The sequence below is a fragment of the Hydrogenophaga sp. OTU3427 genome, from assembly GCF_038440225.1.
In the GTDB taxonomy this organism is placed as follows: domain Bacteria; phylum Pseudomonadota; class Gammaproteobacteria; order Burkholderiales; family Burkholderiaceae_C; genus Hydrogenophaga.
The window spans coordinates 31,403-54,352 of record NZ_JASATI010000017.1 but is presented as its reverse complement, the minus strand read 5'-3'; the positions used below and the strand labels follow the sequence as shown (position 1 = coordinate 54,352).

The window sequence follows — 22,950 nt, the reverse complement described above, 5'->3', positions numbered from 1 at the left end:
TCCTTCCGTGTTCAGCCCCGCCCGCGCCGGTGCTCGTCCGGCGTCAGCCCCGTCATCCGGCGGAACATCGCGATGAAGGCGGAGGCGCTGGCGTAGCCCAGGTCCAGCGCGATTGCCTCCACCTTGTCACCGGCCTCCAGGCGCGGCAAGGCCTTGACCACGCGCAGCCGCTGCCGCCATTCGGCGAAGGACATGCCCAGGTCGCGCTGGCAGCGCCGGCTCAGGGTGCGCTCGGTGCTGTGGAAGGCGGCGGCCAGTTCGGCCAGCGAACGTTCGTCACCCGGGGCCTCGATCAGCGCCTGCAGCAGCGCGCCCAGCACCGTGTCGCTGGAGTGAGGCAGGTAGTTGCCCACGCGGCGGGCCTGCTCGAGTTGCTCCACCAGCACCTGCAGCAGGTGCTGGTCGGCCCGGCTCTGGGGTAGGGTGGGCGGGTGCTGGCGCAGGTGCTCCAGCATGGCCCGCACCAGCGGGCTGACGGTCAGCACGCAGGTGGTGTCGGGCAGGTCCTTGCACAGGTGGCTGGTGATGTAGAGCGAGCTGTAGAGCGTGGCCTGCCGGTTCAGGCCGATGTGCTCGACATGGGGCGGCAGCCAGACGCCGTACTGCGGCGTTGACATCAGGTGTTCATCGGCCAGCTGCACCTCCATCACGCCGCTGAAGGAATAGACGAACTCGCCCCAGGCGTGGCTGTGCTGCGGGAAGCTGGCGTGGGCCGGCATCTGCGCGCTGCGAAACACGATGGGCGCGGGCAACGCGTCGTGAAAGGGCGGCTGGTGCAGGCTGTGGGCGGGTCGGGGCATGGGGTGGGGCGGGCTTGTCCGGGGGGCGGTATCGATTGTCGGATTTTCGTTATCTGATGCAAAGGCGCCAACACCACAATCGCCGCCTTCGTTCTCGATGGATGTTTTCACCATGCCCACCCGCCTTCCCCTGGATGCCCGCGCCACCGGCGCCATGCTGCTGCTGTGCCTGGTCTGGAGCCTGCAGCAGATCTCGCTCAAGGCGGTGTCCGCCGACATCAGCCCCATGCTGATGGTGGGCCTGCGTTCGGGCCTGGCCGGCTTGATGGTGGCCGCGCTGATGCGGGCGCGCGGCGAAGGCCTGATGCTGCACACCGGCCGCTGGCGGCCAGGCCTGGTGGTGGGCGCGTTGTTCGCCCTTGAATACCTGCTGGTGGCCGAGGCGCTGCGCCTGACCCACGCCTCGCACGTGGTGGTGTTCCTCTACACCGCGCCCATCTTCGCGGCCCTGGGCCTGCACTGGAAACTGCCGGCCGAGCGCCTGCGCTGGCTGCAGTGGGTGGGCATCGCCGTGGCCTTCGGTGGCATCTCGCTGGCCTTTCTGGGGCGCACGCCCGGCGCGCCAGGCCTCAGCGGCGATGTGCTGCTGGGCGACCTGCTGGCCCTGCTGGGCGGCGTGGCCTGGGGCGCGACCACGGTCACCATCCGATGCACCCGCCTGGCGGCGGCGCCGGCCAGCGAAACCCTGCTCTACCAACTGGTGGTGGCCTGTGGCCTGCTGCTGCCGGCGTCCGCGCTGCTGGGCCAGTTCCGCTTCGAGGCCACGTCGGCCGCCTGGGCTCACCTGGGTTTCCAGGTTCTGATCGTCTCCTTCGCCAGTTTTCTGCTGTGGTTCTGGCTGCTGCGGCATTACCTGGCCACGCCGCTGGGCGTGTTCTCCTTCCTGACCCCGGTGTTCGGTGTCGTGCTGGGCATCTGGCTGCTGGACGAACCGGTCGAACTGGGTTTTGTGCTGGGCAGCGGCCTGGTGCTGGCCGGCATTCTGCTGGTCAGTGGGCACGGCTGGGTCCGCTGCGCCTGGCCCCGCGCGTCAGCGGGGGCCTCGGTGGTGAACGGACGCCGCGCCTGACAAGGCTTGATTGATCGGTATTTTCGAAGGGTGGTTCATTGTTTATCTGATTTTTTGTGTGAATTGAATCGGCTATGCTGGGCAGCGTTTCAATTTTTTCCGATGGAGACACCCTCATGAAATTCTTTTCCGTGATCGCTCTCGTGCTGGCCCTGGGCGTGGGCATGAGCGCCGGTGACGCCGAAGCCGCCCGCCGCATTGGCGGCGGCAAGTCGGTGGGCATGCAGCGGCAGGCCACCACCCCCGACAAGGCACCCACGGCCACGCCGGCGCAGACGCCCGGCACGCCAGCCTCGGCCGCCGCCCCTGCGGCTCCCGCCGCTGCGGCTGCCGGCACCGCCGCCGCCGCACAGCCCAAGCGTTCGTGGATGGGGCCCCTGGCCGGCATCGCCGCCGGCCTGGGCCTGGCAGCGCTGGCCTCGCATTTCGGCTTTGGCGATGAGCTGGCTTCCATGCTGATGATTGGCCTGGCGGTGATGGCCGTGCTGGCGGTGGTGGGTTTTGTCATGCGCAAGCGCGCCGCCGCGCAGGCGGGTGCCCAGGGCACCCGCACCGCCTTTGCCGGCGCGGGTGCCGGTGGCGCCGAGCCGGGCGCACGCGCCTTCGAGGTGGCCATGCCCGCACCGGCGGCCACGCCGACGGGCGGCTCCATGATCGGTGCCAACCTGGCGCCGGCCCCGGTGGGCGGCAAGATCCCGGCCGATTTCGATGTCGCCAGCTTCGTGCGCAATGCCAAGGTCCAGTTCATCCGCCTGCAGGCCGCCAACGACGCCGGCAACCTGGACGACATCCGTGGCTTCACCACGCCCGAGATGTTTGCCGAGATCCAGATGGACATGGCCGAGCGCGCCGGTGCCGTGCAGAACACCGAGGTGCTGCAGCTCGACGCCGATGTGATCGAGGTCGTCGAAGACGCGCAGCGCTACGTGGTCAGCGTGCGTTTCACCGGCACCATCCGCGAGGCGGCCCAGGCCCAGGCCCAGGCCCCGGCCGAGGCGTTTGACGAGCTGTGGCACCTGGTCAAGCCGCGCCAGGGCAGCGGCGGCTGGGTGCTTGCGGGTATCCAGCAAGCCAGCTGACCTGTGGTGTGACCCGGCCTGGCCGGGCGCGTCAAACGCCACCCCCGCGGGTGGCGTTTGTCTTTGGGCGGTGGTCTGGCCAGGGCAGGGGGCCGGCATGCGGTACGCTAGCGCCAGCGCGCGCAGCAGCGCAGCAACCGGCCCGGAGACAGAGCAGATGGCATTGACCCCCCACCACGAGCGGTATTGGCGCAAGAACCTCGCGCTCACGGCCGTGCTGTTGTCGATCTGGTTCGTGGTGACCTTCGTGGTCAGCTACTTTGCCCGGGACCTGAGCTTTCGCTTTTTTGGTTGGCCCTTCAGCTTCTGGATGGCCGCCCAGGGCGCGCTGTTGGTCTACGTGCTGATCGTCGGCTGCTACGCCTGGTACATGCACCGCCTCGATGTGCTGCATGGCGTCGACGAGTTCGAGGATTGAAGATGCCCGGATTGCCCCGCACAGGCTCCGGCAGCGGCGCCACCCAGCGCGCGTTCAAGCGCCAGCTGAACAAGGTCTACGCCTGGTACACCCTGGGCTTTCTGCTGTTCGTGCTGGTGCTGGCCGGGCTGGAGCAACTGGGGTTGTCGCGCCGCGGGATCGGTTTCATCTTCCTGTTCGCCACCATCGGCCTGTACGCCGGCATCGGCATCATGAGCCGCACCACCGACGCCGCCGAATACTACGTGGCCGGGCGCAGGGTGCCGGCCATGTACAACGGCATGGCCACGGGGGCGGACTGGATGTCGGCCGCCTCCTTCATTGGCCTGGCCGGCACGCTCTACCTGTCGGGCTACAACGGCCTGGCCTTCATCATGGGCTGGACCGGGGGCTATTGTCTGGTGGCCCTGCTGCTCGCGCCCTACCTGCGCAAGTTCGGCCAGTTCACGATCCCCGATTTCCTGGGCGAGCGCTACGGCGGCAACCTGCCGCGTTTTGTCGGCATCTGCGCGGCGCTGCTGTGCTCCTTCATCTACGTGGTGGCCCAGATCTATGGCGTCGGTCTGATCACCTCGCACCTGCTGGGCGTGGCCTTCGAGCTGGGCGTCTTCCTGGGCCTGGGCGGCATCCTGGTGTGTTCTTTCCTGGGGGGCATGCGCGCCGTCACCTGGACGCAGGTGGCCCAGTACGTGGTGCTCATCGTGGCCTACCTGATCCCGGTGGTGTGGCTGTCGGTCAAGCAGACCGGCGTGCCGGTGCCCCAACTCGTGTATGGCTACCAGCTGGAAAAGGTCTCGGCCAAGGAGCTGGCGCTGGCGTCCGACCCCAAAGAGCTGGAGGTGCGCCGCCTGTTCGAGGCGCGCGCCAACAGTCTGGGCGACAAGCTCAAGGACCCGGCGGCCGCGCTGGCCACCGACAAGGCCCGCGCCGAAGCCCGGTTGGCACAGTTGCGCGACCGCGATGCCAGCCTGACCGCCGTGGCAGCGGCCGAGCGCGCGCTGGCGGCCCTGCCCTCGGACGCCAACGCGGCCCGCAGCCAGTGGACCCGCGAGATGAAAGTGGCGCAGGACAAAACCCAGGCGCTCAACGGCATGCCGCCCCACACCCAGCAGTACGCTGGCGACCCAGACGGCAGCCCGCAGGCGCGCGAGGCCTTCGATCACTCGCGGCGCAACTTCCTGGCGCTGGTGTTCTGCCTGATGGTGGGCACGGCCGCCTTGCCCCACATCCTCATGCGCTACTACACCGTGCCCAGCGTGCGGCAGTCGCGCGAGTCGGTCACCTGGTCGCTGTTCTTCATCTTCCTGCTCTACTTCACGGCCCCGGCACTGGCGGTGCTGGTCAAGTACGAGGTGTTCAACGTGCTGGTGGGCATGCCCATCGACAAGCTGCCCGGCTGGGTGTCGGCCTGGAACAAGGTGGACCCGGCGCTGCTGTCCATCACCGACGTCAACAAGGACGGCCTGCTGCAGCTCAACGAGCTCACCATCGGCGGCGACATCGTGGTGCTGGCCACGCCCGAGATCGGGGGGCTGCCCTATGTGATCTCAGGGCTGGTGGCGGCCGGTGGCCTGGCGGCGGCGCTGTCCACGGCGGACGGCCTGCTGCTGACCATCGCCAGCGCGCTCTCGCACGACCTCTACTACAAGATGATCGACCCCAACGCCTCCACCGCGCGGCGCGTCACCATCTCCAAGGTGCTGCTGCTCATCGTGGCGCTGGCGGCCGCCTACGTCGCGGCGCAAAAGCCGGCCGACATCCTGTTCCTTGTCTCGGCGGCCTTCTCGTTCGCGGCGGCGGCCTTTTTCCCGGCGCTGGTGCTGGGCATCTTCTGGAAGCGCGCCAACGGCCTCGCGGCGTCGGTGGGTATGGTGGCCGGGGTCGGCGTGACTTTCTACTACATGGTGCTCAACCAGCCCTGGCTGCGCGGCCTCTTCGGCGTCACCTCGCCCATCGAGCTCTGGTGGGGCATACAGCCCATCTCGGCCGGGCTGTTCGGCGTGCCGGTCGGTTTTGCCGTCATCGTGCTGCTGAGCCTGGTGACGCCACGCCCGCCCGCACGGGCCCAGGCGCTGGTCGACCACGTGCGCTACCCGGAACTGCGCGCCGAGGCGACGGAGCGGCGCGAATGAGGCTTGGCCGGGGCTGTCTTGGAAGGGCGCCGGGAATTTGTTAGAATCATGGGCTTTCCCTTGCTGCACCCCGTCTGACGCCGGGGGCGGCTGAAACCCGAGTCGCCACCTGATACGGCGGCCTCATCCAAAAGGAGTGTCCATGCGTCATTACGAAATCGTTCTGCTGATCCACCCGGATCAAAGCGAACAAGTCCCCGCCATGCTGGAGCGCTACAAAGGCATGATCACCAACGGTGGCGGCAAGATCCACCGTGTGGAAGACTGGGGCCGCCGCCAGCTGGCTTACCAGATCAACAAGCTGTCGAAGGCGCACTACCTGTGCGTGAACATCGAAGCCGACCAGGCCGTGATGGCCGAACTGGAACACGCGTTCAAGTTCAACGATGCCGTGCTGCGTCACCTGACCGTCCTCAAGAAGAAGGCCGACACCGGCCCGTCTTCCATGATGAAGACCGTCGAGCGCGAAGAAGCTCGCAAGTCCGCACAGCAGGAGACCGCAGCGTAAATGGCCGTGAAGGTCGTCGTCAGTTGAACCATCTGAGCCTCGCGGCCGTGGTGGTGCAGGTCGATACCCTGCGCTACACCCCGGCCGGTGTGCCCGCCGTCAACCTGGTGCTGGAGCACCAGTCCGATGTGCTGGAGATGGGCCTCAAGCGACAAGTCAGTCTGATCCTGAAAGCCGTGGCTTTCGGGGCCGATGCGCAAACACTGAGCAGGCTCGCCCTGAACACCGCGCTCGAATTCGACGGCTTTCTGACGACCGCACGGAACCACAAAGGCGTTGTGTTCCACATTCAAGCATTCAAAGAATCCTAAGGAAGCTCCATCATGGCTGCACCCAAGCGTTTCAACAAAGACAAGCGCCCCAAGCGCAACACCCAGTCGCTGCTGTTCAAGCGCAAGCGTTTCTGCCGCTTCACCGTGGCAGGCGTGGAAGAAGTCGACTACAAGGACGTCGATGTCCTGCGTGACTTCATCGCCGAAAACGGCAAGATCATCCCCGCCCGTCTGACGGGTACCCGCGCGATCTACCAGCGCCAGGTCAACACCGCCATCAAGCGCGCGCGCTTCCTGGCCATGCTGCCGTACTCCGACCAGCACCGCGTGTAAGAAGGAGCCTCAACATGCAAATCATTCTGCTCGACAAAGTGGTCAACCTCGGCGGCCTCGGCGACATCGTCAAGGTCAAGGACGGCTACGCCCGCAACTTCCTGATCCCCTCTGGCCGCGCCCGCCGTGCCACCCAGAACGCCATTGCCGAGTTCGAAGCACGCCGTGCCGAACTCGAAAAAGTGGCTGCCGCCAAGCTGGCCGAATCCCAGGCCCTGGGCGAGAAGCTGGCCGGCATCACCGTCAAGCTGACCCAGAAGGCCGGCGTTGACGGCCGCCTGTTCGGCTCGGTGACCAACCACGACGTGTCGGAAGAGCTGACCAAGCAAGGCTTCGCCGTTGCCAAGTCGCAAGTCCGCATGCCCAACGGCCCCCTGAAGGCCGTCGGTGACTACACCGTGAACGTGTCCCTGCACACCGACGTCAACGTCGAAGTCAGCGTGACCGTGCTGGGCGAAACCGCCTGAGCCTTCACGCTCCCACAAAAAAACCGCCTTCGGGCGGTTTTTTTGTGGGCTGATGACATCGTGACGCCGCTGCTGCGCGGCCAGGCACGACGCGGATGCACTGGATGAAAAAAAGACCCAGGTATCCCGGATACCTGGGTCTTGTCATCGCGCGAAGCGCAGTCATCACATCCGCGCAGCGGCGGGGTCATGCTGTCATCTGGTCAGTCAAAAACGGGCGATTCCACGCCCAGCACCTTGTGCAGCTTGGGGCTGGTGGTGGTGTACTGCAGAAAGACCTTCTTCTCGGGGAAGATGAAGGGCACGGCGCCGAAGGCGGCCAGGGCACATTCGTGGAAGCCGCTGAGGATCAGCTTTTTCTTGCCCGGGTAGGTGTTGATGTCGCCCACGGCGAAGATGCCGGGGATGCTGGTCGAGAACTTCTCGGTGTCGACCATCAGCTGCTTGCGCTCGATCTCCAGGCCCCATTCGGCGATCGGACCGAGCTTGGGAGACAGGCCGAAGAAGACCAGCATCATGTCCATGGGCACGACACGGGTCACGCCGTCGGCGCCGGTCACCTTGGCGCCGGTGAGCTTGCCGTCCTTTTCCTCGTAGCCGGTCACCTGGCCGACGATGAACTGCATCTCGTACTGGTCACACAGCTCGCGCATCTTGGCCACGCTGGCCGGCGCGGCCTTGAAGCCATCGCGGCGGTGGATCAGGATCACGCTCTCGGCCTTGTTCGGGCCTTCGGCCACGAAGTTCAGCGTCCAGTCCAGGGCGGAGTCGCCGCCGCCCACGATCACCAGGTTCTTGCCGGCGAAGGTGGCCGGGTTCTTGACGCGGTAGAACAGCTGCGAGCCATCGAACTGCTCCAGGCCGTCCACCTTCAGGGTGCGCGGCTGGAAGGCGCCCACGCCGGCGGCGATGAAGATGGTCTTGGTCAGGAAACGCGTGCCCTTCGAGGTCTCGACGTAGAAACGACCGTCGTCCTGCTTCTGCACAGTGGTGACTTCCTGGCCCAGGTGGAAGGTCGCGCCGAAGGGCTCGATCTGCTTGAGCAGGGCGTCGGTCAGTTCCTGGCCGGTGCACACCGGAATGGCGGGGATGTCGTAGATCGGCTTGTCGGGGTACAGCTCCACCGGCTGGCCACCCGGGTAGGCCAGTGAATCGATGACGTGTGCCTTGATCTCCAGCAGGCCGAGTTCGAACACCTGGAACAGGCCCACCGGGCCGGCGCCCACGATCACGGCGTCGGCTTCGATCGGCCCTTCGTGGGCGTTGGCGGTGTCAATGACTTGCTGGTTCAATTTCGGGTCCATAGGGGTTCAGCGGTGATAACGGATTCGTGGGGCGACCGGCCCATTGCGCGCTTCGATGCGTGTCAGCGCACCAGTTGGTCGAGTTTGCCGGTCCGGTCTTTCCAGTCGTCGGCGTCGGGCAATGGGGCCTTGCGCTTGGTGATGCTTTTCCAGCCCGGCAGGCGGGCCAGGTCGGCGTTGAGCTTGGTCATGTGCTGCTGGTCGCGCGGCACGTCCTCTTCTGCGTAGATCGCGTTGACCGGGCACTCGGGAATACACACCGCGCAGTCAATGCACTCGTCGGGATCGATGGTCAGGAAGTTTGGGCCTTCGCGGAAGCAGTCGACGGGGCAGACATCCACACAGTCGGTGTATTTGCAGCGGATGCAGGCTTCGGTGACAACGTGGGTCATGGTGTAGAGCGAAATCGGTGGAAACCCCAGATTTTAGGGTTTTGGGCAGGACAAGGTGCGCAATGCCCCCGCCGATTGATGGAAGTCAAGCGACGGGGCTCAGTTGGCATTCAATGCAGCATCACGGCACCGGCCGTGGCATGGCTGGCGGTGTCGACCAGCACCAGCGCGCCCAAGCCGCGCGAGCGGGTGTAGGGCAGGGTGGCGATGGGCTCCTGCAGCACCAGTTCGACCACGCCAATGGCGTTGGGCGGCAGCTGGGTGGCGTCGGTTTCGGCCAGCGTCTCGATGTGGATCTGGTGCACGATGCGGCGCACCTTGGCCTTGACCCAACGGTGGCCATGCAGCGCCCAGTAGACGCGGCCAGGCACCAGCGGCTCGTTGTCCAGCCAGGCGATGGTGGCGCTCACCTCGCGGGCCACCGGGATGGGCGAGGCCGGGGCCTCGTCGAATTCGTCGGCACCCGGGGCGCTGGCGTCGACGGCCAGCAGCCAGTCGCCGCGCGAGACGTCGAGTTCGCGGTCCAGCACGATGCCGGCGCTGTGCCCGGCCAGCACGGCATGGGGCTGGCGGGCGTGGTCCAGCACCTGGGCCACGGTGGCCGTCTGGCCGGTGCCTTGCGGGCCCTGCAGCACGCGCACGGTCTGGCCGACCTGCACGCCTCCGGTGGTCACCCGGCCCCAGAACACGCGGCGACCCTGGGAGGTGTCCGAGGACGACGAGAATTTCTCGACCCACTGCACCGCGAACGAGAACGGCAGCTCGGTTTCGGCCACGGTGTTGGGCAGGTGCTCCAGCAGGTCCAGCAGGCTGGGGCCCTGGTAGCCCGCCCAGCCATCGGCGGCGGTCACCACGTTGTAGCCCTTGAGGGCCGAGATCGGCACCACCGCCTTGAGCGGAATGCCGGCTTCGGCCGCGAAGCCTTCCAGCGCGGCGCGGATGTGCTCAAAGGCCACGGTCGGGTTCTCGACGGCATCCAGCTTGTTGATGGCCACGACGATGGAGGGCACCCGCAGCAGGTGCACCAGCAGGCTGTGGCGGCGGGTCTGGGGCAGCAGCTTGAGGGCCGGGTCGGCCCAGTCGAGCTTGGTGGCATCGACCAGCACCACGGCGGCGTCGGCGCTGCTGGCGGCGGTCACCATGTTGCGGGTGTACTGCTCGTGGCCCGGGCTGTCGCCGATGATGAACTTGCGCGCCTGGGTGTTGAAATAGCGCCAGGCGACGTCGATGGTGATGCCCTGCTCGCGTTCGGCGGAGAGGCCATCGGTCAGCGCGGCCAGGTCGACCTCGTCATCGGCGCCGTGGGCACCGGCGGAGGTGACGCTGGCCAGTTGGTCCTGCAGGACCGAGCGGCTGTCCACCAGCAGGCGGCCGATCAGCGTGCTCTTGCCGTCGTCGACCGAGCCGCAGGTGATGAATTTCAGTGCGTTCATCAGAAATACCCTTCTTTCTTGCGCTTCTCCATCGAGGCGTCGCTGGTCTTGTCGTCCATGCGGGTGGCACCGCGTTCGCTCACGCTCACGGTCAGCGTTTCCACCACGATGTCGTCGGCGGTGGCGGCTTCGCTCTCCACCGGGCAGGTGCAGGTGATGTCGCCCACGGTGCGGAAACGCACGGTGCGGGTCTCGACAGTCTCGCCTTCGCGCGGCGGCGTGATGGGCGTGACCGGCACCAGCAGGCCACGGCGTTCCACCACCTCGCGCTGGTGGGCGTAGTAGAGCGACGGCAGTTCGATGTTCTCGCGGGCGATGTACTGCCAGACGTCGAGTTCGGTCCAGTTGCTGATGGGGAACACGCGGAAGTGCTCGCCCGGCTGCAGGCGGGTGTTGAACAGGTTCCACAGCTCGGGGCGCTGGGCCTTGGGCTGCCACTGGCCGAAGCTGTCGCGGTGCGAGAAGATGCGTTCCTTGGCGCGGGCCTTTTCCTCGTCGCGGCGGGCGCCACCGATCAGGGCGTCGAAGCGGAACTCGTCGATGGCTTCGAGCAGGGTGACCGACTGGTGGGCGTTGCGCGACTCGTCGGGGCGGGACAGGCGCACGGTGCCGCGGGCCATCGAATCCTCGACGCTGCGCACGATCAGGCGGGCCTGCAGTTCGGCGGCGCGGCGGTCGCGGAAATCGGTCACCTCATGGAAGTTGTGGCCGGTGTCGATCATCAGCAGCGGGTAGGGGATGCGGCCCACGCCGAAGGCCTTTTCGGCGCACTTGAGCAGCACCAGCGAGTCCTTGCCGCCCGAGAACAGCAGGGTCGGGCGCTCGAAGGCGGCCGCGACTTCGCGCAGGATGAAGATGGTTTCTTCTTCCAGCGCGTCCAGGTGGGAGCGCTGGGGCAGGGCGGAGCGTTGGGCTTGCAGCAATTGGGGTTCCGTGCGGGCGTTCATGCCGGCTGTCCTTGGGTTGGTGTTTCGGGCAGGGCTTGCACATGCAGGCCACATTCCTTGGTGCTGGTTTCCCACCACCAGCGGCCGGCGCGGAAGTCCTCGCCCACCGCGATGGCGCGGGTGCAGGGCGCGCAGCCGATGCTGGGCATGAACTGGTCGTGCAGCTCGTTGTAGTCCAGCGCGTGGGTGGCGATGAAGTGCCACACATCGCCCCAGGTCCAGTCGGCCAGGGGGTTGATCTTGACGCGCCCGGGCTCCTGCACCACGTCGGGCACGTCGGCGCGGGCGCCCGACTGCTCGCGGCGCAGGCCGGTGATCCAGCCGTCCTTGCCGGCCAGTGCGCGCGCCAGCGGCTCCATCTTGCGGATGTCGCAGCACTGCTTGCGCAGGTCCACGCTCTGGAACATGGCGTCTTCGCCATGGTGTTTGACGAACTTGATGGTGGCTTCCACCTTGGGGCGGTAGACCTCGACGCTGCGGTTGTAGCGGCGCTCGATCTTGGCGACCAGGGCCAGGGTCTCGGCGTGCAGCTTGCCGGTGTCCAGCACAAACACGCCAGATTCAACACCGGCCAGGTGGAGGAGATGCGTGACCACCATGTCCTCGGCGCCCAGGCTGGAGGCCTGGGTCAGGGCCGGGTGCAGGGCCGCGCTCTGCCGCAGCAGGGCGATGCTGGCCGCGACCTTGGCGTCGAAGTTGGCCGAGGGGCGGTTGTAGAGGGCAATGGCGCTCATGGCGGCTGTCCTTGGCCGGTCAGGCGGCCTGGCGGGCAAACAGGGGAGCGGCCTGCTCCACGTCACCCTGGTAGAAGGCGGGGTAGTGGCGCAGCAGTTTTTCGCCCACCGGCAGGCTCTGGTCTTCGCGCAGCACGGCGGCGCTGAAGCCGCAGCGCTTCATCTGCAGCAGCTGGTCCACCAGCACGTCGCCGGTGGCGACCACGCTGCCGTTGAAGCCGCGGCGGCGGCGCAGTTCGAAGGCCTGGCTGAAGGCGCGGCCATCGGTGAACTTGGGGAAATGCAGCACGACGGTGGTGATGCCGTCCAGGCTCACGCCCTCGATGTCGGTGTCGTTGGCCACGCGGAGCACGCTGGCGTCTTCAAAGGCGGCGGTTTGGGCTTTGATCAATTGCATGTCTGTTCTCCGTGCCTGCTCAGGCGGCCTCGGTGGCCGGGGTGCGGGCGGTGGCCACGCGCACCGCGTTGGCGGCGGCCTTGAAGGGGTCGTGGCCGACGCGCTTGAGCGCGGTGATGAAGTTTTCGCCCGGGGCGCGTTCGGCGCGGTAGACGTCGAGGATGGCTTCCACCGCCTCGGTCACCTCGTTGGCGGCGAAGGACGGACCCACCACCTTGCCGGCCACCGGCGCACCGCTCAGGGCCGAGCCGTCGGAGCCGGCCAGCGTGATCTGGTACCACTCCTGACCGTCCTTGTCGACGCCCAGGATGCCGATGTGGCCGCTGTGGTGGTGGCCGCAGCTGTTGATGCAGCCGCTGATGTGCAGGTCGATCTCGCCCAGGTCGTGCAGCTCGTCCATGTCCTGGAAGCGGGCGGTGATGGCCTCGGCCACCGGGATGGAGCGCGCGTTGGCGAGGTCGCAGAAGTCGCCGCCGGGGCAGGCGATCATGTCGGTCAGCAGGCGGATGTTGGGCTTGGCCAGGCCCAGGCGGCGGGCTTCGCGCCACAGCTCGGGCAGCTGGTCGCAGCTGACCCAGGGCAGCAGCAGGTTCTGGTCGTGGGTCACGCGCACTTCACCGGCGCTGTAGGTGTCGGCCAGGGCGGCCACGGCGTCGAGCTGGTCGGCGGTGGCGTCGCCCGGTGCCTGGCCCAGGCGCTTGAAGGACAGGGTCACGGCGCGCAGGTCGGGGTTCTTGTGCGCGGCCACGTTCTGCTGCAGCCAGCGGCCGAACTCGACATCGTCCTCGGCGGCGGCGCGCAGGATGTGGGCGATCTTGGCGTCGGCGCTCTTGCGGTCGCACTGCTGCAGCGCGGGCGCGGTGAAGAAGGCCGACACGCGCTCGTATTCGGCGGCGCTGATGGTGTGTGGGGCGCCGTCCTGCTCGACGATGCGCTTGTACTCGGCTTCCACCTCGTCGGTGTAGCGCTGACCCTCGGCCTTCACCAGGATCTTGATGCGGGCCTTGTAGATGTTGTCACGGCGGCCCCAGCGGTTGTAGACGCGGACCACGGCCTCGAGGTAGTTGAGGATCTGGTCAAACGGCAGGAACTCGCGGATGACGGTGCCCACCACCGGCGTGCGGCCCATGCCGCCGCCGACCAGCACGCGAAAGCCCAGGGCGCCGGCGTCGTTGCGCACCAACTGCAGGCCAACGTCGTGCCAGGCGGTGGCGGCGCGGTCTTCCTTGGCGCCGGTGACGGCGATCTTGAACTTGCGCGGCAGGAAGGCGAATTCGGGGTGCAGCGTGCTCCACTGGCGCAGGATCTCGGCGATGGGGCGCGGGTCGGCGATCTCGTCCACGGCGATGCCGGCGCGTTCGTCGCTGGTGATGTTGCGGATGCAGTTGCCGCTGGTCTGGATGCCGTGCATGTTGACGCTGGCCAGCAGGTCCATCACGTCGGCGGCGTCCGACAGCGGAATCCAGTTGTACTGCACGTTCTGGCGCGTGGTGAAGTGGGCGTAGCCGGTGGTCAGCTTGCTGCCGATGGCCTGGCCGTTGCGCAGCTGGATGTCGCCCAGGCGGTTTTGCGCGGCCACCGCGCCCTGGAAGATCTGGGCCGTGGGCTGGTCGTATTCGCGGGCGATCCGGGCCAGCACCCGCACCTGGGCGCTGGACAGCTCGCCGTAGGGCACGGCCACGCGCAGCATGGGGGCGTGGCGCTGCACGTACCAGCCGTTCTGCAGGCGCAGCGGCTTGAATTCGTCGTCCTTCAGCGTGCCGGCCTGCCAGCGCTCAAGCTGGTCGCGGAACTGGTCCGCGCGTTGCTGCACGAACTGGCGGTCGAATGCGTTGTACTGGTACATGGTGTCTGCTTCAAAAAATCAGATGGCGATCAGCTTGACGCCGGCGTAGGCCAGCAGCAGCGAGAGGAGGGAGCGCACCAGGCGCTCGGGGGTGTGGCGCATCAGCCGCGAACCCAGCCAGATGCCGGGCAGCGAGCCGGCCAGCAGCTTGGCCAGCAGCGGCCAGTCGACCGAGCCCAACGAGGCGTGGCCCAGGCCGGCCACCAAGGTCAGTGGCACGGCGTAGGCGATGTCGGCGGCCACGATGCGCGGCAGCGGCAGCAAGGGAAACAGCAGCAGCAGCACGGTCACGCCGATGGCGCCGGCGCCGACCGAGGTCAGCGTCACCAGGGTGCCGATGACGGCGCCGAACAGCAGCGGCAGGCTCCAGTGGCGGGCTCGGGTGGCCACCGCGGCGTGGGCGGCATCCAGCGTGCGCGGCGCGGTCTTGCCCCGGGCGGCCTTGTAGAGCATGGCGGCGGCGGTCAGCAGCAGGGCCACGCCCAGGGCGGTGGTCATGACGGTCTGCACCTGCGGGTTGGCCGGCCCCACCGTGTGGAGCACCCACAGGGTGACCAATGCGGCCGGGATGCTGCCGGCGCAGAGCTGACCCACCACGCGCCAGGGCACCAGGCGCTGGCGGGCGAAATTGACGGTGCCGCCGAGCTTGGTGAAGGCGGCGAAGAGCAGGTCGGTGCCGACCGCGAGGTAGGGTTTGACACCGAAGAAGAAGATCAGGATGGGCGTCATCAGCGAGCCGCCGCCGACACCGGTCAGACCGACGACCAGTCCGACAAAAAAACCGGCGAAGACAAAGGCGAGATCGTGCATGGACGGCGACTGTAAAAGCATCCCCTCATATCCCAAACTATCTTTTCGTGATGGATATATGTATTTGGGTAATTAAGCCGTCGGTGCACCTGGGCTGACCGCCTGGCCGGGCTGTCATCTGGGTTACTCACCGGGCCGTGGGTGTCTGCCTATACTGGGTCCAACAAGAGAAGTGAAATGCTTCCAGTGGACCCCAGGAGACAACCATGCCCACGGAAATCGTCCGCCGCTACCGCAGCGACCTGTTGCCCGGTGACCACCCCTACCTGCAGGGCGCCTGGACGCCGCTGCTGGAGGAGGTCAACGCGACCGACCTCAAGGTGCTGGAAGGCCAGGTGCCGACCGACATCGATGGCGTCTACCTGCGCAACACGCAGAACCCGGTCTACCAGGCGCTGGGCCGCTACCACCCGTTCGATGGCGATGGCATGCTGCACATGGCCGCCATCCGCGACGGCCGGGTCAGCTACCGCAACCGCTTCATCCAGACCAAGGGTCTGGGCGCGGAGATGGAGGCAGGCCACCGCCTGTGGGCCGGCCTGCTGGAGGACCCGGCCCTGTCGCAGCGCCCGGGCTGGGGCGCACACGGCGGCATCAAGGACGCGTCCAGCACCGACGTGGTGGTGCACGCTGGCCGGGCGCTGACCACCTACTACCAGTGTGGCGAGGGCTACCGGCTCGACCCGTTGACACTGCAGCAGCAGGGCATTCCGCCGTGGTCGCCGCTGGACGGCATCTCGGCCCATTGCAAGGTCGACGAGCGCACGGGCGAGATGCTGTTCTTCAACTACTCGAAACACGCGCCCTACATGCACTACGGCGTGGTCGACAGGAACGACCAACTCGTGCACTACGTGCCCGTGCCCCTGCCCGGGCCGCGCCTGCCGCACGACATGGCCTACACCGAACACCACGCCATCCTCAACGACTTTCCGCTGTACTGGGATCCCGAGCTGCTGAAAGAGGGCAAACACGTGGTGCGCTACTTCAAGGACCAGCCCTCGCGCTTCGCCATCATTCCGCGCCGTGGCCAGCCGCAGGACATCCGCTGGTTCGAGGCCGCACCCACCTTCGTGCTGCACTGGCTCAACGCCTACGAGGAGGGCGACGAGATCGTGCTCGATGGCTACTTCCAGGACGAGCCCATGCCGCGCAACTACGACGGTGCGCCGGCCGGCTACGAGCGCATGATGTCCTACCTGGATCAGCACAAGATGGGCACCCACCTGCACCGCTGGCGCTTCAACCTGCGCACCGGCCAGACCACCGAACAGCGCCTGGACGACCGGGTGCTCGAGTTCGGCATGTTCAACCAGCGCTACGCCACCCGGCCCTACCGCTACGCGTACAGCGCGGTGCAGGTGCCGGGCTGGTTTCTCTTCCACGGCTACGTGAAGCACGACCTGGTGAGCGGCGCCTCCTGGGAGTTCCGCCTGCCCGAGGGCCAGTACGCCAGCGAGGCGCCTTTTGCCCCGCGCATCCACGCGCGGGACGAGGACGATGGCTACCTCGTCACCTTCATCACCAACGAGAACACCCAGCGCTCGGAGCTGTTGCTGATCGATTGCAAACGCTTCGAGGCCGGTCCGGTTTGCCGCGTCGAGTTGCCGCACAAGCTGTGCAGCGGCACCCATTCGTGCTGGGCCAACGGGACCGACCTGCGCGACGGCCCGCTGGCCCTGCCTGCCCGCTGACACCCGTGTGACACAACGGGGCATTTTTCGCACTTGACCGGGGTTTGCACCCTTGTCAGGCGCCGGTTTTGCTGCCTAAACTTGGTTCAATAAAGACAGTGAATGGAGACAAGGTGTGAGCCGTTCCGACAACATCGCCGATGAACTGGCCAACAATCCCTTGCTGGGCAGCTGGCAATTGCTGCGCTGGGAGATCGCCTACGGCGACGGCCGGCCCAGCAGCCACCCCTTTGGTCCGGACGCGACCGGTCTGATCCAGTACACCCACGACGGCGGCATGTCGGCCTGCATCGCCCGCGCCGGCCGCGCTCGCCTGTCCAGCGACAGCGTGCGCAGCGCACCCGAAGCCGAGCGCCTGGCCGCGTTCGAGAGTTACTTCCAGTACGCCGGCCGCTACCAAATACGTGACATCGACGGCCAGCCCCACGTGGTGCACCACGTCAGCCACGCGCTCAACCCCAACTTCGTTGGCACGGAGCAGGTGCGCCGCATGGACTTCGGGGCCGACGGCACGCTGACCCTGTCGGCGTCCGACCAACTGCCCGGCAGCGCCGTCCTGCGCCACCACCGGCTGATCTGGACCCGGGGAGTCACGGCATGAGCGCCGCGCCGGGCCGCCCCAAGCAAGCTCGCACCGCAGTGCACAGCACGGAGGTTACCCAGTGAGCGACCTGCTGTACGAGACCCACCGCGCTGTTTTTGAGCGCGCCCAGCAGGCCTGCCGCGAGCGCCACTGCTGGAGTCCGTTTCCGGAGATGCCGGCCAAGTACCCCGACGCCGAGGTCGCCCAGACCCGCGGGCGCCAGGCCTTCGAGGCGCAGCGGGGCCAGCGTTTCGAACTCGACCAGCCCGGCCCCCTGCGCTGGGTGGGCGAGGAAGTTTCGCCCTACACCCAGCAGGCCCTGGGCATCCACTACCCGCAGGCCGACATCGAGCAGCTGTTCGACGCCGCCGAAGCCGCCATGCCCGCCTGGGCCGATGCCGGCATCGAGACCCGCATCGGCGTGCTGATGCAGGCGCTGGACGTGATCTACCGCGAGCACCTGTTCGAGGTGGCGCAGGCCGTGATGCACACCGCGGGGCAAAGCTTCAACATGGCCTACGCCGGCTCGGGCGTCAACGCGCTGGACCGCGGCATCGAGGCCCTGGTCTACGCCGAGCAGGCCATGCGCGCCGTCACCCCCCAGGCCCGCTGGGCGCGCCGCTTCGGGCCTTCGGACATCGTGCTCGACAAGACCTACCGCCTGGTGCCCCGCGGGGTGGCCGTGTGTTTCGCCTGCGCCAGTTTCCCCACCTGGAACGCCTGGCCGTCCATGCTGGCCAGCCTGGCCACCGGCAACGCCGTCATCGTCAAGCCGCACCCGGCCACGGTGCTGCCCATGGCCATCACGGTGCGGGTGTTCCGCCAGGTGCTGCGGGCGGCTGGTTTCGACCCCAACCTCGTGACGCTGGCACTGGACACGGTGGACGACCCCATCGGCAAGCTGCTGGTCCAGCACCCCCGCACCGCCATCGTCGACTTCACCGGCAGCGTGCGTTTTGGCCAGTGGGTGGAGCGCCACGCCCACCCGGCCCTGGCCTTCACCGAAACCGCCGGCTGCAACACGGTGGTGCTGACCGCGGCCGACGACCTGGATGCCGCTCTGCGCAGCCTGGCCACCACGCTGTGCATGTTCAGCGCCCAGATGTGCACCAGCCCGCAGAACATCTACGTGCCGCGCGAGGGTGTGCACACGCCGGCCGGCACCGTGCCCCTGGACGAGGTGGCGCGCCGGCTGGCGGCGGCGGTGGAGTCCCTGACCGCCGACCCGAAGAAGGCGGCCATGATCCTGGCCACCCTCCAGAGCCCACAGACCCTGGCGCTGCTCAAGCACCTGCGCGACCAGGGCGCCCAGCGGGGCCAGGTGCTTTTGGAGCCGCGCGCCTATGCACACCCCGAGTTCCCCGACGCCCGCACCAGCACGCCGTTGATGCTGCAGCTCGGCACCCAGGACCGCGACCTCTACGGTGAGGAGCGTTTCGGCCCGGTCAGCTTCGTCATCGCCTGTGCCGACGCCGACGACGCGCTGGACCAGGCCACCCGCGACGTGCGCGAGTTCGGCGGCCTCACCGCCTTCCTGTACGCGACCGATGAGGCCTTCATCGCCCGCGCCGAGCGCGCCTACGCCCGGGCCGGCGCCCAGCTCACCATCAACCTGACCGGCGCCATGCCGCTGAACTTCGCCGCCGCCTACAGCGACTACCACGTCACCGGTCTCAACCCGGCCGGCAACGCCAGCCTCACGAACCTGGCCTTTGTCGCCAGCCGCTTCTGCATTTCGCAATCGCGCCGCCCGGCACGAGCGTCCACCTGAGGAGACTTCCCATGGGCATGAATGAAATCCCGGTCCTGCAAGGCGGCTTCGCGCCGATCGACCATGAGCTCACGCTGGACCTGACCGAGGTCGAGGGCGAGATCCCCAAGGACCTCACCGGCGTCTATGTGCGCAACGGGCCCAACCGCCGCTTCGAGGCCGCGGGCCGCTACCACTGGTTCGACGGCGACGGCATGCTGCACGCCGTGCACTTCGAGGGCGGCCGGGCGCAGTACCGCAACCGCTGGGTCATGACCGACGGCCTGCGCGAGGAGCTGGGCGCCGGTCAGGCCCTGTGGCAAGGCATCAAGGACCCGCCGCGCAAGGACCGTCCCGACGCGCCGCTCAAGAACACCTCCAACACCGATGTCAAGTTCTACAACGGTCACCTGGTGTCCATGTGGTACCTGGGCGGCGCGGTCTACCAGGTCCGGCCCGACGACCTGTCCACGGTGGGCAAGCTCGAATTCGATCCGCGCTTGAAGGGCCTGCCGGTGTCGGCCCACTCCAAGGTGGACGAGCGCACCGGCGAGTTCCTGTTCTTCGCCTACGGCAAGGAAGCGCCCTACATGCACTACGGCGTGATGGACCGCTTTGGCGCGCTCAAGACCTTCATGCCGGTGCAGCTGCCCGGCCCGCGCCTGCCCCACGACATGGCGATCACGCCCAACTACAGCGTGGTGCACGACTTCCCGCTGTTCTACGACATGGATGCCTTCGCGGCAGGCCGCCACAAGCTCAAGTTCCACCACCAGATCCCGTCGCGCTTCGGCGTCATCCCGCGCCACGGCACACCCGAGCAGATCCGCTGGTTCGAGGCCAGCCCGACCTACATGTACCACGTGTCCAACGCGTGGGAGGAAGACGACGGCCGAGGTGGCACCGAGATCGTCATGACCGGCACACCCTTCCGCCTGCCACGCGACTGGCGCGGCAACGTGGACGTGGACCGTTTCCCCAAGATGCTGGCCAACCTCGAACACGACTTCATGTTCTATGAATGGCGCTTCAACCTGCGCACCGGCCAGACCCGGGAGCGTGTCATCGACGACATCGTCAACCAGGAATTCCCGGTCATCAACTCCTGGATGCAAGGTTTCAAGACGCGCTACTCCTGGAACGTGCTCATGGGCCGCAGCAACCGTGCCGAGGACCCGCGCTTTTGTGGCCTGGTGCGCTACGACCTGCAACGCGACAGCTGCACCAGCTACCACGAAGGTGTGCACAAGTGGTTCAGCGAAGCGCCGTTTGCGCCCAAGGACAACTGGAAAAACGAGGACGATGGCTACCTGGTCGGCTTCCTGTGGGACGACGTGAAGCAGGCCTCGTATGTGACCATCTTCGACGCCCACGACATCACCAAGGGCCCGGTGGCGCGCATCCGCCTGCCCCAGCGCGTGCCCAACGGCTTCCACGCCACCTGGGTCAGCGGCGAGCGCCTCCAGCGCGGCCACTGAGTCCGACCACACGACCGAGGCAAGACACGACATGGTGCTGGTATCCCGGGACAAGATCACGCGCTACACGGCCGCCGGCTGGTGGGGCGAGCAGACGCTGTGGGACCTGTTTGCGCGCAACCTGCGCGAACAGCCACAGGCCGAGGCGGTGGTGGACGCGGCCAACCGCGCCGACTTTGCCCGCGGTGCGCCGCGCCGCCTGAGTTGGCGGGCGCTGGCCGACGAGATCGACCGCTTCTCGCTGCGCCTGCTGGACTTGGGCCTGCGACGCGACGACCTGCTGCTGGTGCAGTTGCCCAATGGCGTCGAGCAGTACGTGGTCTACCTGGCCTGCGCGCGCCTGGGCCTGGTGGTGTCGCCCGTGCCCATCCAGTACCGCGAGCACGAGCTGGACCACATCCTGGGCCTCACGCAGGCCGTGGCCGTGGCCACCTTCGAACACATCGGCCCCGTGGGCCTGCCCGGCAAGGGCCACGACTGCGCGGCCATGTGGCGTGGCCTGCAGGCCCGCCACCCCAGCCTGCGGCAGGTGATGGCCCTGGATGCCGATACACCCGACGCCGCCGACCAGCCGCTCGCGGGGGTGCAGCACACCCGGCTGCGAGAGGCCGAACGGGCGGCGGCGGTCACCGCCAACGACGTCTTCACGGTCTGCTGGACCTCGGGCACCGAGGCGGCGCCCAAGGGCGTGCCGCGCAGCCACAACGAGTGGCTGGTGGTGGCGCCCTCCATCATCGAGGCCGGTGGCCTGTCGCCGCACGCGCGCTTGCTCAACCCCTTTCCGCTGATCAACATGGCGGGCTTCTCCACCGCCTTCACCGCCTGGCTGGTGCTGGGCGCTACCGTGGTGCAGCACCAGCCGTTCAACCTGCCGGTGTTCCTGCAGCAGTTGCGCGACGAGCGCATCGACTACACCGTGGCGCCGCCGGCCGTGCTCAACATGCTGCTGCAGAACGAGGACTTGTTGCAGGGCATCGACTTCCAGCGCCTGTCGCGCATCGGCTCGGGATCGGCGCCGCTGTCCGACTGGATGGTGCGGGGCTTCGAGGACCGCCACGGTGTGCGCATCGTCAACTACTTCGGCTCCAACGAAGGCGCGGCGCTGTCGGGCAGCGACGTCGACATCCCCGACCCGGCCCTGCGCGCGCAGTTTTTCCCGCGTGCCGGTGTGCCCGGATTCGACTGGCGCATCTCCACCTCCCGCAAGATTCGCACGCGCCTGGTCGACCTGGACAGTGGCGAGGACATCACCGCGCCCGGCCAGGCCGGCGAGTTGCGTTTTGATGGCCCGACCATCTTCAGCGGCTACTTCCGTGCGCCTGAACTCACGGCCCGCGCCTTCGACGAGCAGGGCTTCTACAAGACCGGCGACCTGTTCGAGATCGCGGGCGACCAGGCCCAGTTCTACCGCTACGTGGGCCGTTCCAAGGACCTGGTGATCCGTGGTGGCATGAACATCTCGTCGGAAGAGGTGGAGAACCTGTTGATGGCCTGCCCCGGCGTGCGCGAGGCCGCCGTGGTGGCCGTGCCCGACGCGGTGCTGGGCGAGAAGGTCTGCGCCTGTGTGGTGGCCGCACCGGACTGCGAGGTCACGCTGGCTGGCATCAAGCACTTCCTGCAGCGCGAAAAGCGGGTGGCCGTCTACAAGCTGCCCGAACACCTGCTGCTGCTCGACGCACTGCCGCGCAACCCGGTGGGCAAGGTGCTCAAGCGCGAACTGCGTGTGCGGGCCCGGGCGCTGGCCGCGCCGGAGGTGCACGCATGAAGCCGGTGCTCTTGCTCTTGCCCGGCATGCTCAACGACGCCCGCGTCTGGGCCGACGTGGCGGCCGTGCTGGCGCCCGAGGTCGAGCTGCGGGTGGGCGGCCTGTTCGCCCAGGCCAGCCTCGTCGACATGGCGCGTGACAGCTGGTCCGCCCTGGCCGATGTGCCCGTCGCCACGCCGCTGCTGCTGGCCGGCTTCTCGATGGGCGGTTATGTGGCCATGGAGATGCTGGCCCGGGCGCCGCGCACCGTGCAAGGCCTGGCCCTGATCGACACCAACACGCGGCCCGAATCCGCCGAGAGCGCCGCGCTGCGCGAGAAGACCATCGCCGCGATGCAAAGCCGGTTTCCCGCCGTGGTGGAGGGTGTGCTGGCCTTCAGCACCGACCCGGCCAACCAGGGCGATGTGCCCTTGATGGACCGCATGCGCCGGATGCTGCTGGACGTGGGGGCCGAGGTGGCGATCCGCCAGAACCGTGCCATCGCCGCCCGCGCCGACCACCGTGCACGGCTGGCGGCGCTGGCCTTGCCGGTGCGTGTGGTCTGTGGGCGGGGCGACCGCGTGACGCCCCCGGAGCTGTCACAGGAAGCCGCGGCCCTGATCCCCGGCGCCGAACTGATCTGGATTGAAGGTGCCGGCCACATGGCACCGATGGAGCGGCCCACGGAGGTGGCGGCCGCCTTGCGCACGTTGTGGCGCGCCGCGCCGCAGCCCGTCTGATGCCTGACCGGAGACACCCA

At 67.6% G+C, this 22,950-nt stretch carries 23 protein-coding genes; 14 read left to right on the top strand and 9 right to left on the bottom strand.

Annotation, left to right across the window (positions count from 1 at the left end; genetic code table 11):
• Positions 1 to 11: 11 nt before the first annotated feature.
• Positions 12 to 800: an AraC family transcriptional regulator gene (locus AAHB17_RS11990; protein WP_342130813.1), complete on the bottom strand. Its 789-nt coding sequence runs from the start codon at positions 798 to 800 to the stop codon at positions 12 to 14.
• 112 nt (positions 801 to 912) lie between these two features.
• Here AAHB17_RS11990 and AAHB17_RS11985 point away from each other — a divergent pair, with 112 nt between their 5' ends.
• The 8 genes from AAHB17_RS11985 to rplI all read left to right on the top strand — a co-directional run bounded on the left by AAHB17_RS11985 (position 913) and on the right by rplI (position 7,078).
• On the top strand, positions 913 to 1,869 hold the full coding sequence (locus AAHB17_RS11985; protein WP_342130812.1) for a DMT family transporter: 957 nt from the start codon (positions 913 to 915) through the stop codon (positions 1,867 to 1,869).
• A 116-nt stretch (positions 1,870 to 1,985) separates the two neighbouring features.
• A complete protein-coding gene (locus tag AAHB17_RS11980) occupies positions 1,986 to 2,948 on the top strand; it encodes a Tim44 domain-containing protein (RefSeq protein ID WP_342130811.1) in 963 nt (320 codons plus the stop codon).
• 157 nt (positions 2,949 to 3,105) lie between these two features.
• Positions 3,106 to 3,366, top strand: a complete 261-nt coding sequence (locus AAHB17_RS11975) for a DUF4212 domain-containing protein (protein ID WP_342130810.1) — start codon at positions 3,106 to 3,108, stop codon at positions 3,364 to 3,366.
• 2 nt (positions 3,367 to 3,368) lie between these two features.
• Positions 3,369 to 5,498 (top strand): sodium:solute symporter family protein, encoded by a 2,130-nt coding sequence (locus tag AAHB17_RS11970; RefSeq protein ID WP_342130809.1) that lies wholly within the window; start codon positions 3,369 to 3,371, stop codon positions 5,496 to 5,498.
• A 142-nt stretch (positions 5,499 to 5,640) separates the two neighbouring features.
• Positions 5,641 to 6,006, top strand: a complete 366-nt coding sequence (rpsF, locus tag AAHB17_RS11965) for a 30S ribosomal protein S6 (protein WP_342130808.1) — start codon at positions 5,641 to 5,643, stop codon at positions 6,004 to 6,006.
• 23 nt (positions 6,007 to 6,029) lie between these two features.
• Positions 6,030 to 6,317, top strand: a complete 288-nt coding sequence (gene priB, locus AAHB17_RS11960) for a primosomal replication protein N (protein ID WP_342130807.1) — start codon at positions 6,030 to 6,032, stop codon at positions 6,315 to 6,317.
• 12 nt (positions 6,318 to 6,329) lie between these two features.
• Complete coding sequence (gene rpsR / locus AAHB17_RS11955; RefSeq protein ID WP_342130806.1) at positions 6,330 to 6,611, top strand: 30S ribosomal protein S18; 282 nt, start codon at positions 6,330 to 6,332, stop codon at positions 6,609 to 6,611.
• 14 nt (positions 6,612 to 6,625) lie between these two features.
• The gene (gene rplI / locus AAHB17_RS11950; protein WP_342130805.1) at positions 6,626 to 7,078 is read left to right on the top strand and encodes a 50S ribosomal protein L9; all 453 of its coding nucleotides are present in this window, start codon (positions 6,626 to 6,628) and stop codon (positions 7,076 to 7,078) included.
• 203 nt (positions 7,079 to 7,281) lie between these two features.
• Here rplI and AAHB17_RS11945 read toward each other — a convergent pair whose 3' ends face one another.
• The 8 genes from AAHB17_RS11945 to AAHB17_RS11910 form a co-directional block, all read right to left on the bottom strand.
• Complete coding sequence (locus AAHB17_RS11945; protein WP_342130804.1) at positions 7,282 to 8,382, bottom strand: NAD(P)/FAD-dependent oxidoreductase; 1,101 nt, start codon at positions 8,380 to 8,382, stop codon at positions 7,282 to 7,284.
• Between the two features lie 62 nt (positions 8,383 to 8,444).
• Positions 8,445 to 8,774, bottom strand: a complete 330-nt coding sequence (fdxA, locus tag AAHB17_RS11940; protein WP_342130803.1) for a ferredoxin FdxA — start codon at positions 8,772 to 8,774, stop codon at positions 8,445 to 8,447.
• 110 nt (positions 8,775 to 8,884) lie between these two features.
• On the bottom strand, positions 8,885 to 10,207 hold the full coding sequence (locus AAHB17_RS11935) for a sulfate adenylyltransferase subunit 1 (protein WP_342130801.1): 1,323 nt from the start codon (positions 10,205 to 10,207) through the stop codon (positions 8,885 to 8,887).
• Positions 10,207 to 11,154, bottom strand: a complete 948-nt coding sequence (gene cysD, locus AAHB17_RS11930; protein ID WP_342130800.1) for a sulfate adenylyltransferase subunit CysD — start codon at positions 11,152 to 11,154, stop codon at positions 10,207 to 10,209. The genes AAHB17_RS11935 and cysD overlap by 1 nt, the downstream gene beginning before the upstream one ends.
• Positions 11,151 to 11,888 (bottom strand): phosphoadenylyl-sulfate reductase, encoded by a 738-nt coding sequence (locus tag AAHB17_RS11925; protein WP_342130799.1) that lies wholly within the window; start codon positions 11,886 to 11,888, stop codon positions 11,151 to 11,153. The genes cysD and AAHB17_RS11925 overlap by 4 nt, the downstream gene beginning before the upstream one ends.
• A gap of 19 nt (positions 11,889 to 11,907) precedes the next feature.
• On the bottom strand, positions 11,908 to 12,285 hold the full coding sequence (locus tag AAHB17_RS11920) for a DUF934 domain-containing protein (RefSeq protein WP_342130798.1): 378 nt from the start codon (positions 12,283 to 12,285) through the stop codon (positions 11,908 to 11,910).
• Positions 12,286 to 12,304: 19 nt separating this feature from the next.
• Positions 12,305 to 14,131, bottom strand: a complete 1,827-nt coding sequence (locus AAHB17_RS11915; protein ID WP_342130797.1) for a nitrite/sulfite reductase — start codon at positions 14,129 to 14,131, stop codon at positions 12,305 to 12,307.
• A gap of 18 nt (positions 14,132 to 14,149) precedes the next feature.
• Entirely contained in the window at positions 14,150 to 14,941 is a 792-nt protein-coding gene (locus AAHB17_RS11910; protein ID WP_342130796.1) for a sulfite exporter TauE/SafE family protein, read from the bottom strand.
• A 206-nt stretch (positions 14,942 to 15,147) separates the two neighbouring features.
• Between AAHB17_RS11910 and AAHB17_RS11905 the strand changes: the two genes are divergently transcribed.
• From AAHB17_RS11905 to AAHB17_RS11880, 6 genes are all read left to right on the top strand, one after another.
• Positions 15,148 to 16,635, top strand: a complete 1,488-nt coding sequence (locus AAHB17_RS11905; RefSeq protein WP_342130795.1) for a carotenoid oxygenase family protein — start codon at positions 15,148 to 15,150, stop codon at positions 16,633 to 16,635.
• Positions 16,636 to 16,750: 115 nt separating this feature from the next.
• Positions 16,751 to 17,236, top strand: coding sequence for a lipocalin-like domain-containing protein (locus tag AAHB17_RS11900; protein ID WP_342130794.1), 486 nt, complete (start codon positions 16,751 to 16,753; stop codon positions 17,234 to 17,236).
• Between the two features lie 61 nt (positions 17,237 to 17,297).
• Entirely contained in the window at positions 17,298 to 18,989 is a 1,692-nt protein-coding gene (gene paaN, locus AAHB17_RS11895) for a phenylacetic acid degradation protein PaaN (RefSeq protein WP_342130793.1), read from the top strand.
• An 11-nt stretch (positions 18,990 to 19,000) separates the two neighbouring features.
• Positions 19,001 to 20,446, top strand: coding sequence for a carotenoid oxygenase family protein (locus tag AAHB17_RS11890; RefSeq protein ID WP_342130792.1), 1,446 nt, complete (start codon positions 19,001 to 19,003; stop codon positions 20,444 to 20,446).
• Positions 20,447 to 20,477: 31 nt separating this feature from the next.
• Positions 20,478 to 22,211: a class I adenylate-forming enzyme family protein gene (locus AAHB17_RS11885; protein WP_342130791.1), complete on the top strand. Its 1,734-nt coding sequence runs from the start codon at positions 20,478 to 20,480 to the stop codon at positions 22,209 to 22,211.
• Positions 22,208 to 22,930, top strand: a complete 723-nt coding sequence (locus AAHB17_RS11880; protein WP_342130789.1) for an alpha/beta fold hydrolase — start codon at positions 22,208 to 22,210, stop codon at positions 22,928 to 22,930. The genes AAHB17_RS11885 and AAHB17_RS11880 overlap by 4 nt, the downstream gene beginning before the upstream one ends.
• Positions 22,931 to 22,950: the final 20 nt, after the last annotated feature.

Excerpts from the sequence above, each read along its gene's own strand:
- AAHB17_RS11880 (WP_342130789.1), top strand. The coding sequence starts at position 22,208 with ATGAAGCCGGTGCTCTTGCTCTTGCCCGGCATGCTCAACGACGCCCGC.
- AAHB17_RS11975 (WP_342130810.1), top strand. The coding sequence starts at position 3,106 with ATGGCATTGACCCCCCACCACGAGCGGTATTGGCGCAAGAACCTCGCG.
- rplI (WP_342130805.1), top strand. The coding sequence starts at position 6,626 with ATGCAAATCATTCTGCTCGACAAAGTGGTCAACCTCGGCGGCCTCGGC.
- AAHB17_RS11905 (WP_342130795.1), top strand. The coding sequence starts at position 15,148 with ATGCCCACGGAAATCGTCCGCCGCTACCGCAGCGACCTGTTGCCCGGT.
- AAHB17_RS11910 (WP_342130796.1), bottom strand. The coding sequence starts at position 14,941 with ATGCACGATCTCGCCTTTGTCTTCGCCGGTTTTTTTGTCGGACTGGTC.
- AAHB17_RS11990 (WP_342130813.1), bottom strand. The coding sequence starts at position 800 with ATGCCCCGACCCGCCCACAGCCTGCACCAGCCGCCCTTTCACGACGCG.
- cysD (WP_342130800.1), bottom strand. The coding sequence starts at position 11,154 with ATGAACGCCCGCACGGAACCCCAATTGCTGCAAGCCCAACGCTCCGCC.
- AAHB17_RS11985 (WP_342130812.1), top strand. The coding sequence starts at position 913 with ATGCCCACCCGCCTTCCCCTGGATGCCCGCGCCACCGGCGCCATGCTG.
- AAHB17_RS11970 (WP_342130809.1), top strand. The coding sequence starts at position 3,369 with ATGCCCGGATTGCCCCGCACAGGCTCCGGCAGCGGCGCCACCCAGCGC.
- AAHB17_RS11980 (WP_342130811.1), top strand. The coding sequence starts at position 1,986 with ATGAAATTCTTTTCCGTGATCGCTCTCGTGCTGGCCCTGGGCGTGGGC.
- AAHB17_RS11925 (WP_342130799.1), bottom strand. The coding sequence starts at position 11,888 with ATGAGCGCCATTGCCCTCTACAACCGCCCCTCGGCCAACTTCGACGCC.
- fdxA (WP_342130803.1), bottom strand. The coding sequence starts at position 8,774 with ATGACCCACGTTGTCACCGAAGCCTGCATCCGCTGCAAATACACCGAC.
- AAHB17_RS11885 (WP_342130791.1), top strand. The coding sequence starts at position 20,478 with ATGGTGCTGGTATCCCGGGACAAGATCACGCGCTACACGGCCGCCGGC.
- AAHB17_RS11920 (WP_342130798.1), bottom strand. The coding sequence starts at position 12,285 with ATGCAATTGATCAAAGCCCAAACCGCCGCCTTTGAAGACGCCAGCGTG.
- rpsF (WP_342130808.1), top strand. The coding sequence starts at position 5,641 with ATGCGTCATTACGAAATCGTTCTGCTGATCCACCCGGATCAAAGCGAA.
- AAHB17_RS11945 (WP_342130804.1), bottom strand. The coding sequence starts at position 8,382 with ATGGACCCGAAATTGAACCAGCAAGTCATTGACACCGCCAACGCCCAC.
- AAHB17_RS11935 (WP_342130801.1), bottom strand. The coding sequence starts at position 10,207 with ATGAACGCACTGAAATTCATCACCTGCGGCTCGGTCGACGACGGCAAG.
- rpsR (WP_342130806.1), top strand. The coding sequence starts at position 6,330 with ATGGCTGCACCCAAGCGTTTCAACAAAGACAAGCGCCCCAAGCGCAAC.
- AAHB17_RS11890 (WP_342130792.1), top strand. The coding sequence starts at position 19,001 with ATGGGCATGAATGAAATCCCGGTCCTGCAAGGCGGCTTCGCGCCGATC.
- AAHB17_RS11915 (WP_342130797.1), bottom strand. The coding sequence starts at position 14,131 with ATGTACCAGTACAACGCATTCGACCGCCAGTTCGTGCAGCAACGCGCG.